A 22,972-nucleotide genomic window follows, 5' to 3' on the forward strand; every position below is an offset into this window, starting at 1 on the left:
CGGTGTGGTACCGCTGTTGGTGTTCAGTGCGCTCTCGGCACTGGTGGACGTGTTCGCGGGCGACCGGCTGCAGCGGGTGGACCCGGGCAGTGTGGCCGCCGTGGCCTTCACCGCCACGGGCGTGGTGTTCTGCACCGCCGCCGCGGTCCGGCTGCGGTGGGCGCGGCTGGTGGCGGTGGTGCGCGAGCACGGCAGGGACCTGGCCGTGCTCAACCTCTCCACGGCCGTCACCTGGCTGACCCTGCTCTACGCGCTGAAGCTGATGGAGCCCGCGATCGCCAACGTCGTGTCGATCGCCGTCGGCCCGGCCTGCACCGTGGTGCTGCAGGCGGTGTGGTGGCGACGGGACCGGGTGCTGCCGGGCGAGGTCGTGTCCTCGTGCGGGATCCTGGCGACGCTGGTGGTGCTGGTGTGGATGTCGCTGGCCGGGCGCAGCGGGGTGGGTGCCCGGGACCTGGCGCCGATGCTGCTGGGGGTGCTGGCGGCGGTGGTCTCCGGTGCCGCGTCCGCCGCGAACGTGGTCTTCTCGGCGCGGCTGGGCGCGTCCGGCCTGGACGTGCCCACGGTGCTGGGGCTGCGGTTCGGCGCGGTGGCGGTGGGCGGCTGGGTGCTGGCCGGGGCGGGCGGGTCCGGCGAGCTGCCGCGGGCGGTGGCGCCGGGGCTGGTGGTCGCGGTGATCGGGGTGGCCGTTCCGGCGTATCTGGTGCAGCTGGGGGTGCGCCGGGTGGCCCCGGTGACCGCCTCCATGATCATTTCACTGGCCCCGGCCATGACCCTGCTGCTGCAGATGGCCGACCCGCGACTGTCCTTCTCCCCGTCCTCGGCCGTGGGCATCGCGGTGATCACGGCACTCATCGGCGCGGGCCTGCTGGCGCGGCGCGGAGAACGACAGCCGACGGTGGTAGAGGAGAAGGGTGACAGCACACATGCACTGCGTGATCGTTGATGCGTTCTCGACCGGGAGGTTCCTGCCGGCCGCGCTGGCGCGGCGCGGCGTGGCCTGCACCCACGTCCAGAGTTCGGAGGCGGTTCCCGAGTTCTATCTGCGGACCTTCCCGTCCGGTGCGTTCGCCCCCGAGGACGCCCTGGTGCACCGGGGCGGGTCCGACGGGCTCGACGGGCTCGTGGCCGAACTCGCCCGGCGGGGACCGGTGTTCGTGGTGGCGGGGGCGGAGACCGGCGTCGACCTCGCCGACGCGCTGGCCCACCGACTGGGCGTGCCCGGCAACGCCGTGGACGCGGGCCGGGTCCGGCGGGACAAGTACGAGATGGCCATGGCCGTGCGCGGGCACGGGCTGCGGGCGCCGGACACCCTGCGCACCCACCGGTTCGAGGCGGCCCGCTCCTGGGCCGAGGCGTACGACCGGTGGCCGCTGGTGGTCAAGCCCGCCGACAGCGCGGGCACGGACAACGTGTTCTTCTGCTCCAACACGGTCGAGATGTGCACCGCGTTCTCCCGCATCCTGGGCTCCCCCAGCCTGATGGGGACGGCCAACAGGACCGTGGTCGTCCAGGAGTTCCTGGCGGGCACCGAGTACTTCGCCAACTCCGTGAGCGTGGCCGGCCGGCACCACGTCGCGGAGATCTGGCGCTACCACAAGCGCCCGGGACGGGGCGGGGCGGCCGTCTACGACTACGAGGAGCCGCTGCCCGACGACGACCCGGCGGCCCGGCTGATCCGCCCCTACCTGCTCGGCGTCCTGGACGCGCTCGGCGTGCGGCACGGCCCGGCACACTCGGAGATCATGCTGACCGAGCACGGGCCGGTGCTCGTCGAGTGCGGGGCGCGGCTGGCCGGTTCGATCCTGCCGCACGTCGTCGACCGCTGCTTCGGCACCAACCACGTGGACCTCACCGCCGAGGCACTGTCGGACCCCACAGGATTCCGGACATGGGCCGACCGGCCCGCCGAGCTCAAGACGCACATGCGCTACGTGTCGCTGATCTCGCCCGCATCGGGCCGGATCACCTCCCTGTCGGGCTTCGAGCGGCTCCGCGGCCTGGAGTCGTTCGCCGGGCTCCAACTGGGTGTGGGCGTCGGCGACATGCTGGCACCGACCGTGGACTCGGCCACCTCGCCGGGCGTCTGCTACCTGCTGCACGACGACCCCGGCCAGATCGAGGCCGACTACGCGGCACTGCGCGCCGCGGAACTGGACGGGCTGTACGCGGTGCAGTGACGCGTCGGCCTCTGGCGTTCCGGGGCCGTGCGGGGCAGGCTAAGCCCCGTAAGGGGCGCGGGGCTGCAACATATGCGGCTCCGCCGCGTGGGCGCGACCGGGCGCCCCGTCAGGGGCGCGGGGCTGTCACATCATGCGGCTCCGCCGCGTGGGCGCGACCAGCCACAGACGGCCCGCAGCCGACGCACCACCCCAGGGGTCCGGGGCACAGGCACCCGGAACCGCACCGAGGAGGCGCATGCCGTGTCACCGCACCCACCCGGCCGTCCGCAGGACGTCTCCCGCATCGCGATCACCCCGGCGGCGGCCGAGGTGCTCCGCCGGCTGCGCGCGCAGCACGGCCCGCTGATGTTCCACCAGTCCGGCGGCTGCTGCGACGGCAGTTCGCCGATGTGCTACCCGCGCGGCGAGTTCCGCACCGGCGGCTCCGACGTGCTGCTCGCGGAGCTGACCGTCGAGGGCGTGGCCGAGCCGACCGGATTCTGGATGTCGGCCGAGCAGTTCGAGCGCTGGCGCCACACCCACCTCACGGTGGACGTGGTGCCGGGGCGCGGCAGCGGCTTCTCGCTGGAGGCCCCCGAGGGGGTGCGCTTCCTCATCCGCTCACGACTGCTGACGGACGAGGAAGCCCGGTTGCTGGACGGGCGCGTGATCGGGCGCCCCGTCAGGGGCGCGGGGAACTGCGCGACAAGCCACAACGAACCCGCAGACAACGCACCGCACTCCCCCCGGGGCTAGGGCGTGTCCGATGGGTCAGCACAGGCCCTGCGACGCTCCCCCAGCTACCTCCCCCAGCTACCGCTGGGGGTGCCCCCAGGAGGTACCCCCAGGTACGGCGCCTCGCCGCGTTGTCGCATCACCCGAGTACGCCCAGTACGCGGGTAATGCTCCGCCTTGCGATCCTCCCCCAGCTACCGCTGGGGGTGCCCCCAGCACCAGACGCCGCAGGGCCCGCACTGACCCATCGGACACGCCCTAGGACGCGGCATCGGCCAGCGAGAGCGTGTGCAGGCGCTCCGGCGGGCCGGGGCGCGCGTAGTACCAGCCCTGCGCGGTGTCGCAGCCCAGCGACCGCAGGTGGTCGGCCTGGGTGCCGGTCTCCACGCCCTCGACGGTCACCGACAGGTCCAGGGTGTGGGCGAGGGAGACGATCCCCTCGACGATCTTCACGTCGACGGGGTCGGCCGGTGACTGCTGCATGCCGCGGGTGAAGGAGCGGTCGAGCTTGAGCGTGCTGACGGGCAGCCGGCGGAGGTAGGAGAGGTTGGAGTAGCCGGTGCCGAAGTCGTCGAGGGCGATGTCGACGCCGAGTTCGGCGAGCCGGCGCAGGGTGCGCAGCTCCTCCTCGTCGGCGCCGATGAGCGCGTTCTCGGTGACCTCCAGGCACAGGGCCGCGGGGTCGAGCCCGGCGTCGTCGAGGACGGCGACGGTGTCGGCGACGAGGGTGGGGCAGCGCAGCTGCGAGGGCGAGAGGTTGACGTTGACCCGCAGCGGCCCGCCGCCCTCCCCCTCGCAGGCCCACGCGCGGGCCTGCCGGGCGGCCTGCTCCAGCACCCAGCGGCCCAGCGGCACGATCAGGCCGGTGCTCTCGGCGAGCGGGATGAACTGGTCGGGCCCCAGCACCCCGTGCACCGGGTGCAGCCAGCGGACCAGGGCCTCGGCCCCGCGCACGGTGCCGTCCTCCAGGCGGACCAGCGGCTGGTACTCGATGAAGAACTCGCCGTTGTCGAGCGCGGCGGGGAGGCAGGTGGTGAGGCTGTGCCGGGCGATGGCGCGGGCGTCGGAGTCGGCGTCGGCGGTCTCGTAGCGGTTGCCGCCGGCCGCCTTGGCCCGGTACATGGTGATGTCGGCGCTGCGCAGCACCTCGGCCGCGCCGGACTCGCCCGCGGCGCCGGTGACGATGCCGATGCTGGCGCGCACGGCCAGGTCCCGGCCGTCCACGGTCACGGGGCCGGAGAGCGCGGCGAGCATCCGGCGGGCGAGGGCCGCGGCGTCGGTGTCCGCGGCGGGGCCGGCGGTCAGGGCCACGAACTCGTCGCCGCCCAGGCGCGCCATGAATTCCCCGGGGCCGCAGACGCAGGAGCGCAGCCGCTCGGCGACGGCGACGAGCAGCCGGTCGCCGACGGCGTGGCCGAGGCTGTCGTTGACGGCCTTGAAGCCGTCGAGGTCGAGGTAGCACAGGCCGAAGCGGGCGCCCTCCGCGCCGGTCTCCAGGGCCCGGTCGAGACATTCGAAGAACAGGGTGCGGTTGGGCAGCCCGGTGAGGGCGTCGTGCGTGGCCTCGTACCGCAACCGCTCGTGCAGCACGCGGCGTTCGGTGATGTCCTCCATGAGCGCGAGCTGGTACTGCGGCCGGCCCGCCGGGTCGCGCAGCAGGGCGACGGACATGTCGGTCCACAGCACGCTGCCGTCGCCGCGGTAGTAGGGCTTCTCGACGCGGTAGTAGTCGCGGTCGCCGCGCACGAGTTCGCGGTACAGGCCCCAGATGCCGGGCTCGTCGTCGGGGTGCACCAGCTCGCCGACGTTGCGGCCGGTCACCTCCTGCTCCAGGCCGCCGAACATGCGGATCAGCGCGTCGTTGACGTCCATGATGCGGCCGTCGACGTCCGCGATGCCCACGCCGACGGCCGCTCCCTCGAACACCGCGCGGAAGCGGGCCTCGCTGGACTGCAGGGCCTGTTCGGCCTCGGCCCGGGCGAGGCGGGCGGCGGCCTGCTGCTCGGCGACGGTGTGCTCGTGCAGGGCACGCGCGAAACCGGCGGCGACGGCGTGCTGCAGCCGGGCGCAGCGGGCGCGGCTCTCCTCGGGGGAGACATCGGGGCCCGGCGGGCAGTACAGCACGAGGTAGGCGTCGATGACGCCGAGGACGAGCGGCAGCACCTCGGGGTCGGTGCACTGCGCCCGGACGAGCGCGGTGCCGACCTCGGTGGCAGGCCGGGGGTCGAAGACGCGGGCGTGCAGCACGTCGCGCAGCGTGGCCGCCAGGGGCAGCAGCTGGTTCTCGAACTCGGCACGGGTCAGCGGGGTCTCCGCGGTGGGGTGGAGCGCCCGGCTCCAGATCGCGGCGAAGCGCCGGAGCCGGTCGTCGTGCCCGGTCCGGTCACCCAAGAGCAAACCGGTTGTGCGGTTCGGACCGGTCGCACGGCGCTCCATCAGACTGTCTCTCCAGCTCATCGGAGGGGTGATGACAGGAGGCTACCGATCGCACGTTCGAAGGGAAGTGCCAAACGGAAATAGGCGATCCGCATTCGGCCGCTGTGCACCTTCCGCCTCCTGCGCCCGTTTCTGCACAAACGATCACGCTATCGGCAGCATCGTTGGCCGCTGCAAGCAATGATCGCAAATAAATGATCACATAAAGACCCGATGCGCAATACCTCCGGGGTACCGGATCGGTGCGGCACCCTCCACCGGAGGGTGCCGCGCCGCTTCCCGCTCAGCGCACTCCCACCGAGGCCAGCGCGCGCCGCTGGGCCGGGGAGATCCGGGTGGGGAAGTAGAGGTAGCAGACGCCACCGGAGCCGCTCTTGACCTGGCCCTGGGCGTTGCGGCGCTTGGTCCGCAGCCAGATGTTCTCGAACTGCCGCCGCTTGTAGACCCGTTCGACCTCGGCATCGGTCTTCGCCGCCGGGTCGTGCACGACCACGTCCCCGGACCGCGTGAATCCGGTCACGCACATCAGGTGGCCGGCCGTGCCGTAGCCCGCGCCGTCGAGCTCCGAGGCGAGGAAGGACTGCGAGGTGATGACCGGGATCCCCGCCCGCACCAGCCGCTCGGCCTCGTTCAGTGTGCGCAGCCGGGTGATCACGGCCTGCATGTCGTGGTACGTGGCCGCGTAGGCGGCGTTGAACGGCCAGTTGCCGCAGCCCTGGTACTGGTAGTCGTACGTGAACCGGGCCGCGTGGCAGACGTCGGGGTCCGCGTACGAGGGGTCGACCCAGGCGAGGTCCCGGGGCGTCGGCCTGCGGCCCCAGTACTCCAGGACCATCTGCGAGGAGGTGGGACTGCACCAGGCCTCCCCGCCGTTGTCGTACTGCGGGTACTGCCCCTTGTGGATCTCCTGCGAGTAGCGCGGCACGTTGAGCCTGTGCCCCGCCCCCTCGCCCGGCCGGGAGGCCGGGACGGTGAAGCGGTCCGGGACCGCGGACGCCATGGCGCCGAGCCGCCAGACGGTGGGCGTCAGCGAGGTGCCGGGCTTGCGGTACAGGGTGAGGCGGAGCTCGTAGGAGACCAGGCGCAGGCCGCCCGACGGGTCGTTCACGGCGAGGGTGTCGGTCGAGACGCCGCTCCTCTTGTCGCTCTGCCCGTCGACGGAGGTGCGCCGGATGTCGCCGGTCCCGTCGCCGGCCGTCCAGCGGCCCATGACGTACCAGGGCGTCCGCGTGCGGTCGTTGTAGGCGGCGCGCACCTCGGCCTGGAGCCAGGTGCCGGCCGGGGCGTGGACGTTCCAGGAGACGACGATCTCGGTGGCCGGGGCGGGGAGCGTATGGACGGGGGAGCTCCACGTGGCGTACTCCCACTCCGAGGTGACGTGGGTGTGCGGGTCCGCGTACGTCCGGGTGCCGAGGGCGTGGGCGATGCACAGCCCCGGGCGCCCCTCGCCGAGCACCCTGGTGCCGGACCCTCTGCCGCCGGCCCACTGGGGATAGGTGGTCCAGGCCCGGTAGTCGACGGAGGCCTCCGCGCGCGGCGCGGCGGTGGCGACGGGCGTGCTCGCCGCGGCGAGGGCGAGGGCTGCGGCGAGCACGGTGCGGCGGGGTGTGGCTCTGCTGGACATGGCGGGTGGCCCCCAGTCGTGGGAAGTCGGACGTGGGTCGCGTGCGGAAGGTTCTTTCCCCTGCTGCCCGGTACACCAATCGGGCCGTCCGGCCCGTGTACACGGCACCACGGCGCCCCGAAGGGGCGCGGGGCGGTTACCTATGCGGCTCCGCCGCGTGGGCGCGACCGGCCACGACGCGCCCGCAGTCGAGGCTCTCCCAGCTACCGCTGGGAGGTACACCCAGGGGCTGCGCCCCGGACCCCCGGGGTGGTGCGTCGACTGCAGGCCGGCGGTGGCCGGTCGCGCCCACGCGGCGGAGCCGCTGGGGGTACCCCCAGCGGTAGCTGGGGGAGTAACAGCCCCGCGCCCCTTACGGGGCGCACCGCACCCGTAGGGTGACCCCGTGAACGACCCCCTCCCCGCCCTCGCGGGCCGGCTGCAGGCCCTGCCCCCCTCGCTCGGCCCCGTCCGGCTCGTCGCCGTCGACGGGCACGCCGGCTCCGGCAAGACCACCTTCGCCGCGCGGCTGGCCGCCGCCCTGGGCGGCGCCCCCGTCCTGCACCTGGACGACCTCGCCACCCACGACGAGTTGTTCGCCTGGACGGACCGGCTCCGGGACAAGGTCCTCGCCCCGCTCTCGCGCGGTGAGACGGCGCACTACCGCGCCTACGACTGGACGGCCCGCCGCTTCGCCGGGCCGGAACGGGCCCTCGCCCCCGCCCCGGTGGTGATCATCGAGGGCGTGGGCGCAGGCCGCAGCGCCCTGCGGCCCCGCCTCGCCTGCCTGTTGTGGATGGAGCTGCACCACGAGGGGTCCTGGGCCCGGGGTCAACTCCGTGACGGCCCCGTGCAGGCCGAATTCTGGGACGGCTGGAAGCGAGCGGAGCGCATGCATTTCGCGACCGACCCCTCGCGCCCGTATGCCGAACTCCTGGTGCTGCAGTGCACAGAGGGGTACGAGTTGCTGCCGGGACCCATGGCCACCGCCTGAACTCCCCTTATCCTCACGCTCGGTGATGATCCTCCGTCCCCGCCCTCCCCGGCGGCGTACGAATCCCCGCCGACTCCCCCAACTCGGCTTGACCCAGGGGCCGTACAGGAATTACGTTCTCAATGTGCGGCCCCCGAGGGCCGCTTGCGGACACGAAGCCCCCGGTTGTTCCCCCGTGATCGGGGGCTTCGTACTGCCTGCCATGCTCGCATTTTGCGCCGTTTGCCCCCTTGCCGTACCCCGCCTGGTCACCCTCGGTGACCGTTCTGCGGATCGCTCTTCCGTCCGCCCCCTGATCACCCGTGCGCCGTGAACTGCGCTCCCCGCACCCTTCGGCCCATCCCGACCGCGCAGGTACGATGCGAGGCGGCGCACCCTTCGGCGGGAACCCCGCGGGACCTGTTGCCGGGTGCGCCGAGAGCACTGGTCAACTCCCGTCCACAGCACAGCGGTTCGGAAAGGCGCGGCCAGGCACTCGCCCGGCAGCACGCTACGGGGGCAGGTTTGTGGGGGACGTGATGGATCTCGGCATGCAGGGCCCGCCCGCCCCGGCCGATCTCGCCTGGCTGCGCGCCGTCGACGCCTACACCATGGGCGCCTACGCGCAGGCCGAGGAGGAGTTCCGGACGGCGGTGCGCATCGACCCGGGCATGGCCGACGCCTGGCTCGGGCTGCATGCGCTGCGCGCCGACACCACCACGGCGCTGCTGCGGATGTACCGGCACCGCGACAGGTTCGGCGAGCAGCGCGCCCGGCACCGGCGCCCGCTGAACTCCTGGTACTGGCTGGGCTGGTGGGTCCAGCCGCTGCTGGAGACCGGCCGCGACCTGCTCCTCGCCCACGCCTCGCACTGGCTCGACGGCCGGCACGTCCCCGAGCTGGACCGGGCCCTGGCCGGCTGTCCCCCGGCCGAGACCGACGCCCAGGTGCGCTTCCTGCACGCCTGCCGCGCCTACCTGGTCAAGGACTGGGAACAGCTCATCCGGCACACCGAACCCCTGCTGGACGACGCCCTGCTGGGCATCGAGGCCGGGCTGTTCGGCGGCATGGCCCGGGTGCGGCTGGAGATGTACGGACAGGCCGAGCCGCTGCTCGCCGCCGCGCTGATGCGGTGCCGCAGCGAGCAGCCGCAGCGCAAGGAACTGCGCTACTGGCTCGCCCGGGCGCACGAGGGCACCGGCCGCAGCGCCGCCGCCCTCCCGCTCTACCGGGCGGTCCACCGGGTGGACCCGTCCTTCATGGACACCTCGGCCCGGCTGACCGCCATCGCCGACGCGGACGGCCTGGACGACCATCTGGGCCTGCCGACCGTCCCCCTCGGCGGCGGCAGCCCCCCGCCGGAGGCCGACCCGCAGCCCGGCCCGGCGGTCCCCCCGGCGGGACCGGCCGGCCAGGGCGGCCCGGGCGGACGCACCTCCCCCGGCCCCCTCGACAACCGCGGCCTCCTCACCGGCACGGACCCCGAGCCCCCCGGCACCGCCCCGGTCGACGCCGACGGCGTGCGCGAGAAGTTCCGCGTGCCCGCCCAGCCCCTCCCCCAGCCGCTGCCCGGACGCTCCGACCCCGTCCTGCTGGCCAAGGCGCTCGCCGAACTGGAGCGGATGGTCGGGCTGGAGCCCGTCAAACGGCAGGTGCGGGCGCTGTCCGCACAGCTGCACATGGCACGGCTGCGCGCCGGGCAGGGCCTGCCCGTCCAGCCGCCCAAGCGGCACTTCGTCTTCTCCGGCCCCTCGGGCACCGGCAAGACCACCGTCGCCCGCATCCTCGGCCGGGTCTTCTACGCGCTCGGCCTGCTCGGCGGCGACCACCTGGTCGAGGCCCAGCGGGCGGACCTGGTGGGCGAGTTCCTCGGACAGACGGCCGTGAAGGCCAACGAACTGATCGACTCCGCGCTCGGCGGCGTGCTCTTCGTCGACGAGGCCTACAGCCTCTCCAACTCCGGCTACAGCAAGGGCGACGCCTACGGCGACGAGGCCCTGCAGGTGCTGCTCAAGCGCGCCGAGGACAACCGCGACCGCCTGGTGGTCATCCTGGCCGGCTACCCCGAGGGCATGGACCGCCTGCTGGCCGCCAACCCCGGCCTGGGCTCCCGCTTCACCACGCGCGTCGACTTCCCCAGCTACCGCCCCGCCGAACTCACCGACATCGGCGAGGTCCTGGCCGGGGAGAACGGCGACGCCTGGGACGAGGAGTCCCTGGAGGAACTGCGCAGCATCAGCGCCCACGTGGTCGAGCAGGGCTGGATCGACGAACTGGGCAACGGCCGGTTCCTGCGCACCCTCTACGAGAAGAGCTGCGCCTACCGCGACCTGCGCCTGTCCGTCTGCCCCTGCACCCCCACCCGCGACGACCTGGCCACCCTCCGCCTCCCGGACCTGATGCAGGCCTACGGCGAGGTCCTCTCGGGCCCCGGCTGGGGCGTCACCCGCCGCGAGACGAGGGACCCCCAGGACCCGCAGTAGGGGTCCCGGGGGCCGGGTTTCGGGCCGGCGGGTCAGCCCGCCAGCACCTCCTGTTCCTGCGCGGCCCGCGGCACCCGCGCCACGACGGGCGCGGCCCGGTGCGCCGGATCCCGCACCTCGCCGACCAGCATCTCCAGCACGTCCTCCAGGGCGACGAGCCCCAGCACGCGCCCCGACGCATCGGTGACCGCGGCCAGATGGGCGGCGGCCCGCCGCATCACCGTCAGCGCATCGTCCAGCGGCAGTTCGGCCCGTACGGTCTCCACCCGCCGCCACACGTGCTGCGGCACGGCCCGTTCCCGGTCCTCCAGATCCAGCACATCCTTGACGTGCAGATAGCCCATGAAGGCCCCGCCGGGTGACGCACACACGGGGAAGCGGGAATAGCCGGTCCGTACGGTCAGCTCCTCGACCTGCCGCGGGGTGACCGACGGGTCGACGGTCACCAGCGTCGCGGGGTCGAGCAGCACGTCGGTCACCGGCCGGCTGCCCAGCTCCAGCGCGTCCTCCAACCGCTCCTGCTCGGCGGGCTCCAGGAGCCCGGCCTGCCGCGAGTCCTCCACGAGGTGCGTCAGCTGCTCACTGGTGAACACCGCCTCGACCTCGTCCTTGGGCTCGACCCGGAACAGCCGCAGCACCGCGTGCGCACAGGCGCCCAGCAGCCGCGTGACCGGCCGGCACACCCGCTCGAAGGCGACCAGCCCCGGGCCCAGCCACAGCGCGGCCCGGTCCGGCGCGGACATCGCGAGGTTCTTCGGCACCATCTCGCCGATCACCAGGTGCAGGAACACCACCAGGGCCAGGGCGATGACGTAGCCCAGCGGATGCACCAACTGGTCGGGCAGCCCCACCGCGTGGAAGACCGGCTCCAGCAGCGCCGCCACCGTCGGCTCGGCGACCGCACCGAGGGTCAGCGAGCACACGGTGATGCCGAACTGGGCGGCGGCCATCATCTGCGGCAGGTTCTCCAGCCCGGTCAGCACCGTCCGGGCGCGGCCCGAACCCTCGGCCGCCTTCGGCTCGATCTGGCTGCGCCGCACGGACACGAGCGCGAACTCCGCGCCCACAAAGAAGCCGTTGGCCAGCACCAGCACGCCGGCGAAGAAGAGTTGCAACACGCTCATCGGACGTCCCCCGGGGTACCGCCGGTGCGCACGATCCGTACGCGCTCGGCCCGGTGGTGGCCCACGCGCCGCACCGACAGCCACCAGCCCGGCAGCTCCGCGGCGTCCCCGGGCACGGGAATCCGTCCCAGCAGGTCGGCGACGAGTCCGGCGACGGTCTCGTACGGGCCGTCGGGCGCCTCCAGCCCGATGCGCCGCAGCGTGTCGACCCGGCAGCCGCCGTCCGCGTCCCACGCGGAGCGGCCGTCCTCACAGGCCACGGGCGCCAGTTCGGGCCGGTCGGCGTCCAGCGCGTCGTGCTCGTCGCGCACTTCGCCGACGAGCTCCTCGACGATGTCCTCCAGGGTGACCACGCCGGCCGTGCCGCCGTACTCGTCGACGACCACGGCTATCGGCTGCTCGCTGCGCAGCTGCTCCAGCAGCGGCTGCACGGGCAGGGTCTCGGGGACGAGCATGGGGGACACGGCGATCCGCCCGACGGGCGTGCGCCCGCGGTCGGGCCGGGGCACCGCGAGGGCGTCCTTGAGGTGCACCATGCCGACGACCTCGTCCAGCCGCTCCCGGTAGACGGGGAAGCGGGAGAGGCCGGTGGCGCGGGTGAGGTTGAGCACGTCCTCGGCGGTCGCGGTCGACTGCAGGGCGCTGACCTTCACCCGCGGGGTCATCACGTGCTGGGCGGTGAGATCGCCCAGCGACAGGGTGCGCACGAACAGGTCGGCGGTGTCCTGCTCCAGCGCACCGGCCAGGGCCGAGTGCCGCGCGAGCGAGACGAGTTCGCCGGGGGTGCGGGCGGAGGCGAGCTCCTCGGCGGGCTCGACGCCCAGCGCCCGCACGAGCCGGTTGGCGACCGTGTCGAGCAGGGTGATCACGGGCCGGAAGAGGTGGGTGAAGACGCTCTGCGGGCCGGCCACGAAACGGGCGACCTGCAGCGGCCGGGAGACGGCCCAGTTCTTGGGCACGAGCTCGCCGACGACCATCTGCACCGCGGAGGCGACCAGCATGCCCGCCACGACGGCGACGCCGGAGGCGGCACCGGCCGGCAGCCCGGCCGCGGTGACCGGCCCGGCCAGCAGCCGGCCGAGCGCGGGCTCGGCCAGCATGCCGACAGCCAAGGAGGTGATGGTGATGCCCAGTTGGGTCCCGGAGAGCTGGAAGGACAGCTCGCGCAGGGAGTCGACCACGGTCCGGGCGCGGGGGTCGCCATCCGCCGCGGCCCGCTCGGCCTCCGGCTTTCCGACGGTGACCAGACCGAACTCGGCGGCGACGAAGAAGCCGTTCGCCAGGATCAGGAGCAGTGCTGCGGCAAGCAGCAGAAGGGATACGGTGACACTCATGACGCCGCCTCGCGAGGGGAGGCGGCGCAGGTACTACAGGACGATCCGTCCATTGCCGGAGGGAGTCACTCCTCGGTTCGCAGGTACCCCGGTCGGGGCGGGCACGTGTGTGCCCGGGGGACCAGAGTAATCAAGAAACCCGCACGATGGACCACGTCAGGCCGCGGAAGCACCGGTGCCGTGCGCCTCGACCAGGGCCCGGAGCGCCCGGAAGTCGGCGATGGCCCGCTCCTTGGCCACGCCGGGCTGAATGCCCATGGCGGGCAGGCTGGTGCCGTCGGAGAGGTCGAGGTGCACCCAGGCGTCGCCGTTGCGCAGGTTCACGCGGACGATCTCCGCCCAGGCCAGCCGGCGGCTGCGGGTGAGGTTCACCACGGTCACGCCGTCCGGGGTGGCGACGACCTTGGGACGGCTGAGCAGGAAGAGGACCCCGAGGCCGAGCAGCCCGGTGGTGATGAAGGTGATCCGGTCCCCGGTGGACAGGGCCTCCAGCATCAGCGAGACCACCGTGAGCGCGACGAGCAGCGCGACGCCCATGCTCAGCAGGACGATGCGGGTGCGGGTCGGGCGGAAGGTGACGGGCAGCTCGGGCACGGTGTTCTCCTCCGGGCTCTCTTCGTACGTGCGGGACCGGAGGTCAGAGGCGGCAGGCGTGGATGCCGGTGGTCAGGATGGCGCGGGCGCCGAGCTCGTACAGCTCGTCCATGATCCGCTGGGCGTCCTTCGCCGGGACCATCGAACGGACCGCGACCCAGCCCTCGTGGTGCAGCGGGGAGACGGTGGGCGACTCCAGGCCGGGGGTGAGGGCGACGGCGCGCTCGACGTGCTCGACACGGATGTCGTAGTCCATCATCACGTAGCGCCGGGCGACCAGGACGCCCTGCATGCGGCGCAGGAACTGCTGCACCTTGGGGTCGTCGGCCGGGGCGCCGGTGCGCCGGATGACCACGGCCTCGGACTGCATGATCGGCTCGCCGATGATCTCCAGCCCGGCGTTGCGCAGGGTGGTGCCGGTCTCCACGACGTCCGCGATGATCTCGGCGACGCCCAGCTGGATGGCGGTCTCGACGGCGCCGTCGAGGTGGACGACGGAGGCGTCCACGCCGTTGTCGGCGAGGTGCTTGGTGACCAGGCCGGAGAAGGAGGTGGCGATGGTCATGCCGCCGAAGTCGGCGACGTCCTTCGCGGTGCCCGGGCGGGTCGCGTAGCGGAAGGTGGAGCCCGCGAAGCCGAGCTGCATGATCTCCTCGGCCTGCGAGCCGGAGTCGAGCAGCAGGTCGCGGCCGGTGATGCCGATGTCGAGCTTGCCGGAGCCCACGTAGACGGCGATGTCGCGGGGACGCAGGAAGAAGAACTCGACCTCGTTCTCCGCGTCGACGAGGACGAGCTCCCTGCGGTCCTTGCGCTGGCGGTAGCCGGCCTCATGGAGCATCGCCGACGCAGGCTCGGAGAGAGAACCCTTGTTGGGGACGGCGATGCGCAGCATGAGGTCGGTTTCCTTCGCGGAGTGCTGGTTTTTGGCTGATTTTTTTAACGGCGAACTGATCGGCTGATCAGAGATGGGCGTAGACGTCGTCCAGGGAGATTCCCCGGGCGACCATCATCACCTGGAGGTGGTAGAGGAGCTGGGAGATCTCCTCGGCGGTGGCCTCGGCGCCCTCGTACTCGGCGGCCATCCACACCTCGGCCGCCTCTTCGACGACCTTCTTGCCGATGGCATGCACACCCTTGCCCACCAGTTCGGCGGTACGGGAGGTGGCGGGGTCGCCGGAGGCCTTCTGCTGGAGCTCGGCGAAGAGCTCCTCGAACGTCTTCCTGTCCATGGTGACCCCTACCCTACGGGGTCCGCCGCGGCGCTCAGTGCCAGGGCTCGGACACCGACCGCAGGACGGACGCCGTGGTGAGCGCCGCGGTGACCGCCTCGTGGCCCTTGTCCTCGGACGAGCCCTCCAGCCCGGCACGGTCCAGCGCCTGCTCCTCGGTGTCGCAGGTCAGCACGCCGAACCCGATGGGGACCCCGGTGTCGACCGACACCTGGGTGAGCCCCTGGGTGACGCCCTGGCACACGTACTCGAAGTGGGGCGTACCACCACGGATGACGACACCGAGGGCGACGATCGCGTCGTAGCCGCGGCCGGCCAGGACCTTGGCGGCGACGGGCAGTTCCCAGCTGCCGGGCAGCCGCAGCACGGTCGGCTCGTCGATGCCGTACTCGTGCAGGGCCCGCAGGGCACCGTCGACGAGACCGTCCATCGCCTTCTCGTGCCACTGCGCGCCGATCACGGCCACGCGCAGGTCCTGGCAGTTCTTCACACTCAGCTCGGGTGTGCCCTTGCCGCTCACGTCTCTCCTCGGTTCTGGTCGGTTCACTGGTTGCCGCAGGCGGACACCGGGTCGGTGTCGAGCCAGGGCAGGTCGTGGCCCATCCGGTCGCGCTTGGTGCGCAGATACCGGAGGTTGTGCTCGCCCGCCTGTACGGGCATGGGCTCGCGTCCGGTGACGGCGAGGCCGTGCCGGACGAGGGCGGCGGTCTTCTCGGGGTTGTTGGTCATCAGCCGCAGCGACCGCACACCGAGATCGGCGAGGATGCGCGCCCCGGCGGCGTAGTCGCGGCCGTCGGCGGGAAGGCCGAGTTCCAGGTTGGCGTCGAGGGTGTCACGCCCGTCCTCCTGCAGCTCGTAGGCGCGCAGCTTGGGCAGCAGGCCGATGCCGCGCCCCTCGTGGCCGCGCAGGTAGAGCACGACCCCGCGGCCCTCGGCGGCGATCCGCTCCATGGAGGCGTGCAGCTGGGGGCCACAGTCGCAGCGCAGCGAGCCGAAGACGTCCCCGGTGAGGCACTCGGAGTGCACACGGACCAGAACGTCCGTGCCGTCGCCGAGGTCGCCGGCGACGAGCGCGACGTGCTCGACGCCGTCCACCGTGGAGCGGTAGCCGTGGGCGCGGAACTCGCCGAAGGCGGTGGGCAGCCGGGTGGTGGCCTCACGGTGGACGACGGGCTCGGCGGCGCGCCGGTAGGTGACGAGGTCCTCGATGGAGATGACCGACAGACCGTGCTTGCGGGCGAACGGGATCAGCTCGGGCAGCCGCAGCATGACACCGTCCTCGCCCGCGATCTCCACGATCGCGGCGGCGGGACGCAGCCCGGCGAGCCGGGCCAGATCGACCCCCGCCTCGGTGTGCCCGGGGCGGACCAGCACGCCGCCGGGCTTGGCGCGCAGCGGGAAGACATGGCCCGGACGGACGAAGTCGCCGGGAACGGACGCCGGGTCGGCGAGCATCGCGATCGTGATGGCCCGGTCGGCGGCGGAGATGCCGGTACTGGTGCCGTGCTCCCGGCCGGCGTCGACCGAGACGGTGAAGGCGGTGCCCATCGTCTCCGTGTTGTGCGCGACCATCTGCGGCAGATCGAGCCGGTCGATGTCCGGCTCCTCCAGCGGCACGCAGATCAGCCCGCGGCACTCGCTCATCATGAAGGCCACGATCTCGGGGGTGACCTTCTCGGCGGCGACGACGAGATCGCCCTCGTTCTCCCGGTCCGCGTCGTCCACCACGACGACGGGCCGGCCGGCCGCAATGTCGGCAATCGCCCGCTCGACGGGGTCCAGCACGAGTTCGTCCACAACTGCCCAGCTCTGCAACGTGGTCACGCCACAACTCCTTCCGCAACGGCGGCCGCCGGCACGCTCGCACGGCGCGAGCGCAGCCACCAGTCGCGCATGCCCCATACGACGAGGGCGAAGTAAACGACATACACAAGACCGGAGAACGCCAGACCGCTGCTGAACGCGAGCGGCACGCCGACCACGTCGACGAGCAGCCAGGCGAACCAGAACTCCACCAGCCCGCGGGCCTGGCAGACCATCGCGGTGAGGGTGCCGACGAAAATGTAGGCGTCCGGCCAGGGGTTCCAGGACAGTTGGGGCACGGCCGTGAACAGAGCGCCCACGGCGAGCGTGCCGACGGCGGTGCCCGCGAGCAGCAGACCGCGCTCGCGCCAGGTGCCGAAGCGGATGGCTATCGAACCGTCCTGCGCATCGCGCGGGCCGCGCGTCCACTGCCGCCAGCCCCACACGGCCACACCGATGACGAGCAGCTGCTTGCCCACGCCGCCACTGAGATGGGCGGAGGCGTACGCGGCGACGAGGATGACACCGGAGAGCAACTGCGTGGGCCAGGTCCACATGTTGCGGCGCCAGCCGAGCGCGAGCGCGATGAGGCCCACGCTGTTGCCGATCATGTCCGACCAGATGACGTGCTGCCCGGCGACCGTGAAGGCCTCGCCGTTCAGCCAGGTGAGGGCACTCATGCGACAGGCTCCTCAGGAGTGCGGGACGAGTGGCCGAGCAGCCGCTCGACGTACTTGGCGAGGACGTCGACCTCCAGGTTGACCGGGTCGCCGGGCTTCTTGATCCCCAGGGTGGTCAGGTCGAGCGTGGTGGGGATGAGGCTGACGGTGAAGTGGTCGTCGGCCGCGTCCACGACGGTCAGGCTGACGCCGTCGACGGTGATGGACCCTTTCTCCACCACATAGCGGGCAAGTCCGTCGGGCAGAGCGATCTTCACGACCTCCCAGTGCTCGCCGGGCGTCCGCTCGACGATCGTGCCCGTGCCGTCCACGTGCCCCTGGACGAGGTGCCCGCCCAGCCGTCCGCCGAGCGCCATGGGGCGTTCGAGGTTGACGCGCGAGCCGGGCACGAGGGCACCGAGGCTGGAGCGGTTGAGGGTCTCGGCCATCACATCCGCGGTGAACTCCCCGTCCCCGTGCTCGACGACGGTCAGGCAGACGCCGTTGACGGCGATCGAGTCGCCGTGCTTGGCGCCCTCGGTGACGACGGGGCCTCGCAGCCGGAACCGGGAGCTGTCACCGAGCTCTTCGACGGCGACGACCTCACCCAGTTCTTCGACGATTCCGGTGAACACGCTCAACTCTCCTCAGTGGCAGGGGCGGTGGCGGGGGCGATGACGGTGGCGGTGATACGCAGGTCGGGGCCGAGCCGGGCGACGTCGGTCACATCCAGGCGCAACGCCTGGGCGATGGTGCCGATTCCGGCGTCGCCGAGAGCGGTGGGCCCGGCACCGAGCAGGGCGGGGGCGAGATAGCCGACGACACGGTCGACGGCGCCTGCCGCCAGGAAGGACCCGGCGAGAGTGGGCCCGCCCTCCAACAGGACGGAGCAGACGCCGCGTTCGTGCAGAGCGGCGAGCAGGGCGGTGACGTCGAGACCCGGCCCGCCCGCGGCGCGGGGCAGCCGTACGACCTCGACGCACCCGAGATGCCGGGTGTCGGCGTCCTCGGCGACGGCGACGAGCGTGGAGGCCGCGTCGTCCAGGACCCGGGCACCGGGCTTGACGGTGGCGCGGGTGTCGACGACGACGCGCAACGGCTGGACGGCGTCCGGACGCCCCCGCACGGCCAGGTGCGGATCGTCGGCACGCAGGGTGCCGGAACCGACCACGACGGCGTCGGCCTCAGCGCGCAGGCGGTGCACGTCCGCGCGGGACGCGGCGGAGGTGATCCAGCGACTGGTGCCGTCGGCGGCGGCACTGCGGCCGTCGAGGGTGGCGGCGTACTTCCAGGCCACGAAGGGACGGTGGTGCAGCACCGAGGTGAGCCAGGCGGCGTTGCCCGCCGCGGCCTCGTCGGCCAGCAGGCCGCCCTCGGTGACCACGCCCGCGGCGGCCAGGGTCGCCGCGCCGCCGGTGGCCACGGGGTTGGGGTCGGCGACGGCGTACACGACGCGGGCAATCCCGGCATCGAGCAGCGCCTGGACGCAGGGGCCGGTGCGACCAGTGTGGTTGCAGGGTTCGAGAGTGACGACGGCGGTGCCGCCGCGCACGTCGCGGCCCGCTCCGGCGGCGGCACGCAGGGCCTCCACCTCCGCGTGCGGACCGCCCGCCCGCCGGTGCCAGCCCTCACCGAGGGGGCGGCCCTGCGCATCGAGGATCACGCAGCCGACGACGGGGTTGGGGCTGGTCGAACCGAGACCGCGGGCGGCGAGCGCGATGGCACGGCGCATCGCGTCTGCTTCGGTAGCGGTGGCCACCGGGGTCCTCCTGCCTCTTCGGGCACGGACTCCGGGGCCGTCGTCGGAGGACGACGAGAAGCGGGTGCACTGCACCGGGGAACCACATCCAGGACGGACTGCGGGGGTCGCCGACGCCCACGAGGGACGGACCGCCCGCGCCGGCCACGAAGATGTGCCGATGCGTACCCGCCGCGCACTGCCTCCCATCCGGACTTTAACCGTCGGTCCAGGAATTTCACCTGGTCAACCGGCCGCTGGCTGCGGACGGGTCGCGGACTGTAACCGCCGGTTCGGACTTTCACCGACCCCGGAGTGCGCTGCGTAAACGATTGTCGTTTGCTGATGCATACTGCCTGACCTGCGATTTTCCTCAAATCAGCAGATCCGGCGCCTCCGAGCGTACGCCGCGCGACACCGCGGTGTCCACGGGGTCTTGACACGGAGGGAGTGGTTCTGGGTGAGACTCCGGTCACGTGGGGCGGCACACTCCCCCGCCCGCGGCGGTCTGGCCGTACCCGGGGTCCGGCTGCTGCACTGGGCCGGATGAGACGGTACGACTCCCCGGCGCACACGGCGCGGCGGGCCCTCGCCGCGGTCTTCGCGCTGCACGGCGTCCTGTCCGGAAGCCTCGCCACCCGGCTCCCCTGGATCCAGGACCACTTGGACCTCGGACCCGGGCGGCTCGGTCTCGCCCTCGTCTTCCCCGCGCTCGGCGCCTCGTGCGCCATGCCCCTCGCGGCGCGGATCGGCCACCGCTTCGGCAGCCGGGCCGCGCTGCGCGGACTGCTCGTCCTGCTGTGCGCCGCCTTCGCACTGCCCGCCCTCTCCCCCGGCCCGGCGGTGCTGTGCGCCGCGCTGGCCGGGTACGGGGCGGCGGCCGGGATGGTGGACGTCGTCATGAATGCGCTCGGGGTGGAGGTCGAGGACCGGCTGGGCCGCTCGATCATGTCGGGCCTGCACGGGATGTGGAGCACGGGGACGCTCGCGGGTTCGGCGCTGGGCACGCTGGCCGCCCACCACGGGACCGACGCCCGCGTCCACCTCGCCCTGATCTCCACCGGCCTCGCCCTGCTGGGCCCCGCCGTCTGCCGGTGGGTCCCCGACGTGCGCGGCGGCACGGGCGCGGCACAGGATCCGCCGCCGCGCTTCGCCCTGCCACCCCGTGCCGCGCTGGCCATCGGGGCGGTGGGCTTCTGCGCGGTGTTCGCCGAGGGGGCGGGGCTGGACTGGTCGGCGGTCTACCTCCGCCGGGAGCTGGGCGCCGATCCGGGTCTCGCGGCGGCCTGCACGACGGCGTTCACCTGCACGATGGCGGCGGCCCGGCTCGCGGGCGACACGGTGGTGCGGCGGTTCGGCCCGGTGACGGCGGTGCGGGCGGGCGGGGCGGTGGCGGCCGCGGGCGGCGTGCTGGTGGTCACGGCGGGCGGACCGGTCCCGGCGATGGCCGGATTCGCCCTGATCGGCCTGGGAGTTGCCGTGGTCGTCCCGCTGGTCTTCGCGGCGGCGGGGCGCAGCGGCCCGCAGCCCGCCCGGGCCATCGCGGGGGTGGCGACGATCGTCTACACCTCGGGACTGGTGGCGCCGGCCGCCGTCGGACAACTCGCCGCGGCGACGTCCCTGTCGGTGTCCTTCGGCCTGGTGACCCTGCTGGCCGCTGGCCTGGTGCTCGCGGCGGGTGCCCTGCGTCGGGCCGGGGACGCGCCGCGGGCCGTGGAGCGGACCCGAAGGGCCCGGTCCACGGCCCGTGGTGGGGGACCGTGAGGCGTGCGAACGTCAGATCAGGATGCCGATCCGGTTGTGTCCCCGGTGGCGGCCGCCTTCGCGGTCGCAGTCGCGGTCACGGCCACGGTCGCCGCGGTCACGGTCGCAGTCACGGCCGCGGTCGCCACGGTCCCAACCGCGCTCGCCGCGGTCGCAGTCACGGCCGCCGCGGTCCCAGCCACGGTCGCCGTGGTCGCAGTCACGGCCACGCTCGTGGCCGCCACCGCCCCAACCCCAGCCGCCGCCCCAACCCCAGCCGTTGCCCCAGAAGTTGTGGTGGTGGTGACGGAGCAGGCCTACGATCCAGCCGTGGTCGCCCCAGCCGCCACCCCACCCGCCGCGGTCCCAGCCGCGGTCGCAGTCGCGGTCGCGTCCGCGGTCCCAGCCACGGTCGCCGCGGTCGCAGTCGCGGTCACGGCCGCGGTCCCAGCCACGGTCGCAGTCACGGCCGCGGTCACGGCCTCTGTCACGGTCGCCGTCGCGACCCCTGTCACGGTCGCCGTCGCGACCCCTGTCACGATCGCCGTCGTGGTCGTGGTCCCACGCGTGGTGGTGGGGCGCCGCCGGCGCGGCCTGGGCCACCCCGGCGACCGGAACGACAACGCCCGCGGCGAGGATCGCGGCAGCCGCGGTGCGGCCGACGAACTTACGCATGTATCTCTCCTGGATTGCAGGAAATCGGACAACCCACCCATACCTCGCATCCGCCGACCCCCAGCCGTCGGTCATGGGCATACAGCCCTAAGGGGTGAGAATTGCGCCGATCGCAGCAACGCCGGGCCGCACCGCGGACCAGGGGGAACCGGGCCGGGGGAACCGGGTCCGCCGCCCGCCTAACATGATCCGGACCCCCTCACGGAAACCCCCAGGAGCACACCATGGGCCTCGGCCTCCGCTGGACCCTGCACGGCGACGGCCGTACCCCCGCCCCCGGCGCCGTCGTCAGACCCGACGAGCGCCTCTCCTGGCCCAGGACCGCCGGGCTGGGCGCCCAGCACGTCGTGGCCATGTTCGGCGCATCCTTCGTCGCCCCGGTGCTCATGGGCCTGGACCCGAACCTCGCGATCATGATGTCCGGCGTCGCGACCATGCTCTTCCTGCTGGCGACGCGCGGCCGGGTGCCCAGCTACCTCGGCTGCAGCCTCTCCTTCGTCGGCGTCGCCGCGATCATCCGGGCGCAGGGCGGCGACAGCGCCGCGGTCACCGGCGCCATCCTCGTCGTCGGCGCCGTGCTCTTCCTCGCCGGCCTGGCGGTGCGGAAGTTCGGGGCGCGGATCATCCACGCGACGATGCCGCCGGTGGTCACCGGCGCCGTGGTCATGCTGATCGGCTTCAACCTGGCGCCGGTGACGGCCACCACCTACTGGCCGCAGGACCAGTGGACGGCGCTGCTGACCATGCTGTTCACCGGGCTCGCCGTGGTGTGCCTGCGCGGCTTCTGGTCCCGCGTCGCGATCTTCCTCGGGCTGCTCTTCGGCTATGCGGTCTCGTGGATCTCCGACCGGCTCTTCGGGAAGATCCACTCGGTGCACGGCGGCCCGCAGGCCGTCGACCACTGGCGGCTGGACCTCTCGGGCGTGACCAAGGCCGACTGGATCGGGCTGCCGTCGCTGCACGGGCCGAGCTTCGGCTGGTCGGCGGCGCTCGTGGCGCTGCCGGTGGTCATCGCGCTGATCGCGGAGAACGCCGGTCACGTGAAGGCGGTCGGCGAGATGACCGGCGACCCGCTGGACGACCAGTTGGGCACCGCGATCTCCGCGGACGGAGCGGCGACCGTGCTCTCCACGGCGGTCGGCGGCCCGGCCAACACCACCTACTCCGAGAACATCGGCGTCATGGCGGCGACCCGCGTCTACTCCACCGCCGCCTACTGGGCCGCGGCGTGCTTCGCGCTCCTCTTCGGTGTCTGCCCCAAGTTCGGCGCGGTCGTGGCGGCGATCCCGGGCGGGGTGCTCGGCGGCATCACGGTCATCCTCTACGGCATGATCGGTCTGCTCGGCGCGCAGATCTGGGTGCACAACAAGGTCGACCTGCGCAATCCCCTGAACCTGGTGCCGCTCGCGGCGGGCATCATCATCGGCGTCGGCGGCGTCAGCCTCAAGATCAGCAAGAACTTCGAGCTGAGCGGCATCGCGCTGGGCACCATCGTGGTCATCACGGGCTACCACGCGCTGCGCGCCCTGGCCCCCGCGCACCTCAAGGAGCAGGAGCCGCTGCTGGACGAGGGGACGAGCGCGTACGACAACACCAAGGCCGAGGAGGCGTAGGGCGCCGCCGGACACCCAGGGTTCGTTCACCCGTTCGGCTTAACCGTCCGGCGGATTCCCCTACTCTC

General features: G+C 72.9%; 20 protein-coding genes and 1 riboswitch. Of the genes, 7 read left to right on the plus strand and 13 right to left on the minus strand.

The window, feature by feature from the left end:
* Positions 1–4 precede the first annotated feature (4 nt).
* The 3 genes from ACLHRZ_RS25540 (at position 5) to ACLHRZ_RS25550 (ending at position 2,918) form a co-directional block, all read left to right on the plus strand.
* Positions 5–946, plus strand: a complete 942-nt coding sequence (locus tag ACLHRZ_RS25540) for an EamA family transporter (protein WP_490420852.1) — start codon at positions 5–7, stop codon at positions 944–946.
* Positions 915–2,180 carry an ATP-grasp domain-containing protein gene (locus tag ACLHRZ_RS25545; RefSeq protein WP_490420853.1) on the plus strand — a complete coding sequence of 422 codons (1,266 nt, stop codon included), beginning with the start codon at positions 915–917 and terminating at the stop codon, positions 2,178–2,180. The genes ACLHRZ_RS25540 and ACLHRZ_RS25545 overlap by 32 nt, the downstream gene beginning before the upstream one ends.
* Before the next feature lie 243 nt (positions 2,181–2,423).
* Positions 2,424–2,918, plus strand: a complete 495-nt coding sequence (locus tag ACLHRZ_RS25550) for a DUF779 domain-containing protein (protein WP_490420854.1) — start codon at positions 2,424–2,426, stop codon at positions 2,916–2,918.
* Positions 2,919–3,155: 237 nt separating this feature from the next.
* On the opposite strand, the gene ACLHRZ_RS25555 is transcribed toward ACLHRZ_RS25550, so the two are convergent.
* Positions 3,156–5,333, minus strand: coding sequence for a putative bifunctional diguanylate cyclase/phosphodiesterase (locus ACLHRZ_RS25555; RefSeq protein WP_490420881.1), 2,178 nt, complete (start codon positions 5,331–5,333; stop codon positions 3,156–3,158).
* A 283-nt stretch (positions 5,334–5,616) separates the two neighbouring features.
* The gene (locus ACLHRZ_RS25560) at positions 5,617–6,957 is read right to left on the minus strand and encodes a C39 family peptidase (protein ID WP_490420855.1); all 1,341 of its coding nucleotides are present in this window, start codon (positions 6,955–6,957) and stop codon (positions 5,617–5,619) included.
* A gap of 385 nt (positions 6,958–7,342) precedes the next feature.
* On the opposite strand from ACLHRZ_RS25560, the gene ACLHRZ_RS25565 reads away from it, so the two are divergent.
* On the plus strand, positions 7,343–7,930 hold the full coding sequence (locus ACLHRZ_RS25565; RefSeq protein WP_490420856.1) for a uridine kinase family protein: 588 nt from the start codon (positions 7,343–7,345) through the stop codon (positions 7,928–7,930).
* 518 nt (positions 7,931–8,448) lie between these two features.
* The gene (locus ACLHRZ_RS25570; RefSeq protein ID WP_490420857.1) at positions 8,449–10,392 is read left to right on the plus strand and encodes an AAA family ATPase; all 1,944 of its coding nucleotides are present in this window, start codon (positions 8,449–8,451) and stop codon (positions 10,390–10,392) included.
* A 32-nt stretch (positions 10,393–10,424) separates the two neighbouring features.
* Here ACLHRZ_RS25570 and ACLHRZ_RS25575 read toward each other — a convergent pair whose 3' ends face one another.
* From ACLHRZ_RS25575 to ribD, 10 genes are all read right to left on the minus strand, one after another.
* Complete coding sequence (locus ACLHRZ_RS25575; protein WP_490420858.1) at positions 10,425–11,516, minus strand: hemolysin family protein; 1,092 nt, start codon at positions 11,514–11,516, stop codon at positions 10,425–10,427.
* Positions 11,513–12,850 carry a hemolysin family protein gene (locus tag ACLHRZ_RS25580; protein ID WP_490420859.1) on the minus strand — a complete coding sequence of 446 codons (1,338 nt, stop codon included), beginning with the start codon at positions 12,848–12,850 and terminating at the stop codon, positions 11,513–11,515. Before ACLHRZ_RS25580 ends, ACLHRZ_RS25575 begins: the two co-directional genes overlap by 4 nt.
* Before the next feature lie 156 nt (positions 12,851–13,006).
* Positions 13,007–13,387: a PH domain-containing protein gene (locus tag ACLHRZ_RS25585; protein WP_490420882.1), complete on the minus strand. Its 381-nt coding sequence runs from the start codon at positions 13,385–13,387 to the stop codon at positions 13,007–13,009.
* A 100-nt stretch (positions 13,388–13,487) separates the two neighbouring features.
* The gene (gene hisG, locus ACLHRZ_RS25590; protein WP_490420860.1) at positions 13,488–14,336 is read right to left on the minus strand and encodes an ATP phosphoribosyltransferase; all 849 of its coding nucleotides are present in this window, start codon (positions 14,334–14,336) and stop codon (positions 13,488–13,490) included.
* A 67-nt stretch (positions 14,337–14,403) separates the two neighbouring features.
* Complete coding sequence (locus ACLHRZ_RS25595) at positions 14,404–14,673, minus strand: phosphoribosyl-ATP diphosphatase (protein WP_490420861.1); 270 nt, start codon at positions 14,671–14,673, stop codon at positions 14,404–14,406.
* A gap of 34 nt (positions 14,674–14,707) precedes the next feature.
* Complete coding sequence (gene ribH, locus ACLHRZ_RS25600) at positions 14,708–15,193, minus strand: 6,7-dimethyl-8-ribityllumazine synthase (protein WP_490420862.1); 486 nt, start codon at positions 15,191–15,193, stop codon at positions 14,708–14,710.
* Positions 15,194–15,216: 23 nt separating this feature from the next.
* A complete protein-coding gene (locus tag ACLHRZ_RS25605; protein WP_490420863.1) occupies positions 15,217–16,497 on the minus strand; it encodes a bifunctional 3,4-dihydroxy-2-butanone-4-phosphate synthase/GTP cyclohydrolase II in 1,281 nt (426 codons plus the stop codon).
* Positions 16,494–17,156: a nicotinamide mononucleotide transporter family protein gene (locus ACLHRZ_RS25610; protein ID WP_490420864.1), complete on the minus strand. Its 663-nt coding sequence runs from the start codon at positions 17,154–17,156 to the stop codon at positions 16,494–16,496. Before ACLHRZ_RS25610 ends, ACLHRZ_RS25605 begins: the two co-directional genes overlap by 4 nt.
* Positions 17,153–17,770 carry a riboflavin synthase gene (locus ACLHRZ_RS25615; RefSeq protein ID WP_490420865.1) on the minus strand — a complete coding sequence of 206 codons (618 nt, stop codon included), beginning with the start codon at positions 17,768–17,770 and terminating at the stop codon, positions 17,153–17,155. Before ACLHRZ_RS25615 ends, ACLHRZ_RS25610 begins: the two co-directional genes overlap by 4 nt.
* A 2-nt stretch (positions 17,771–17,772) precedes the next feature.
* Positions 17,773–18,867 (minus strand): bifunctional diaminohydroxyphosphoribosylaminopyrimidine deaminase/5-amino-6-(5-phosphoribosylamino)uracil reductase RibD, encoded by a 1,095-nt coding sequence (ribD, locus tag ACLHRZ_RS25620; protein ID WP_490420883.1) that lies wholly within the window; start codon positions 18,865–18,867, stop codon positions 17,773–17,775.
* A gap of 198 nt (positions 18,868–19,065) precedes the next feature.
* A riboswitch (FMN riboswitch) is annotated at positions 19,066–19,196 on the minus strand.
* Between the two features lie 223 nt (positions 19,197–19,419).
* On the opposite strand from ribD, the gene ACLHRZ_RS25625 reads away from it, so the two are divergent.
* Positions 19,420–20,637 carry an MFS transporter gene (locus ACLHRZ_RS25625; protein WP_490420866.1) on the plus strand — a complete coding sequence of 406 codons (1,218 nt, stop codon included), beginning with the start codon at positions 19,420–19,422 and terminating at the stop codon, positions 20,635–20,637.
* A gap of 12 nt (positions 20,638–20,649) precedes the next feature.
* Here ACLHRZ_RS25625 and ACLHRZ_RS25630 read toward each other — a convergent pair whose 3' ends face one another.
* Entirely contained in the window at positions 20,650–21,291 is a 642-nt protein-coding gene (locus ACLHRZ_RS25630; protein ID WP_490420867.1) for a hypothetical protein, read from the minus strand.
* A 224-nt stretch (positions 21,292–21,515) separates the two neighbouring features.
* On the opposite strand from ACLHRZ_RS25630, the gene ACLHRZ_RS25635 reads away from it, so the two are divergent.
* Entirely contained in the window at positions 21,516–22,904 is a 1,389-nt protein-coding gene (locus ACLHRZ_RS25635; RefSeq protein ID WP_490420868.1) for a uracil-xanthine permease family protein, read from the plus strand.
* The last annotated feature ends 68 nt before the right edge of the window (positions 22,905–22,972 follow it).

The organism is Streptomyces sp. AM25 (assembly GCF_058146165.1).

Bases quoted from the DNA above. Each gene is read 5' to 3' on its own strand.
- ACLHRZ_RS25555 (WP_490420881.1), bottom strand. From the start codon at position 5,333: ATGGAGCGCCGTGCGACCGGTCCGAACCGCACAACCGGTTTGCTCTTG.
- ACLHRZ_RS25560 (WP_490420855.1), bottom strand. From the start codon at position 6,957: ATGTCCAGCAGAGCCACACCCCGCCGCACCGTGCTCGCCGCAGCCCTC.
- ACLHRZ_RS25570 (WP_490420857.1), top strand. From the start codon at position 8,449: ATGGATCTCGGCATGCAGGGCCCGCCCGCCCCGGCCGATCTCGCCTGG.
- ACLHRZ_RS25575 (WP_490420858.1), bottom strand. From the start codon at position 11,516: ATGAGCGTGTTGCAACTCTTCTTCGCCGGCGTGCTGGTGCTGGCCAAC.
- ACLHRZ_RS25580 (WP_490420859.1), bottom strand. From the start codon at position 12,850: ATGAGTGTCACCGTATCCCTTCTGCTGCTTGCCGCAGCACTGCTCCTG.
- ACLHRZ_RS25585 (WP_490420882.1), bottom strand. From the start codon at position 13,387: ATGGGCGTCGCGCTGCTCGTCGCGCTCACGGTGGTCTCGCTGATGCTG.
- hisG (WP_490420860.1), bottom strand. From the start codon at position 14,336: ATGCTGCGCATCGCCGTCCCCAACAAGGGTTCTCTCTCCGAGCCTGCG.
- ACLHRZ_RS25595 (WP_490420861.1), bottom strand. From the start codon at position 14,673: ATGGACAGGAAGACGTTCGAGGAGCTCTTCGCCGAGCTCCAGCAGAAG.
- ACLHRZ_RS25610 (WP_490420864.1), bottom strand. From the start codon at position 17,156: ATGAGTGCCCTCACCTGGCTGAACGGCGAGGCCTTCACGGTCGCCGGG.
- ribD (WP_490420883.1), bottom strand. From the start codon at position 18,867: ATGCGCCGTGCCATCGCGCTCGCCGCCCGCGGTCTCGGTTCGACCAGC.
- ACLHRZ_RS25625 (WP_490420866.1), top strand. From the start codon at position 19,420: ATGAGACGGTACGACTCCCCGGCGCACACGGCGCGGCGGGCCCTCGCC.
- ACLHRZ_RS25630 (WP_490420867.1), bottom strand. From the start codon at position 21,291: ATGCGTAAGTTCGTCGGCCGCACCGCGGCTGCCGCGATCCTCGCCGCG.
- ACLHRZ_RS25635 (WP_490420868.1), top strand. From the start codon at position 21,516: ATGGGCCTCGGCCTCCGCTGGACCCTGCACGGCGACGGCCGTACCCCC.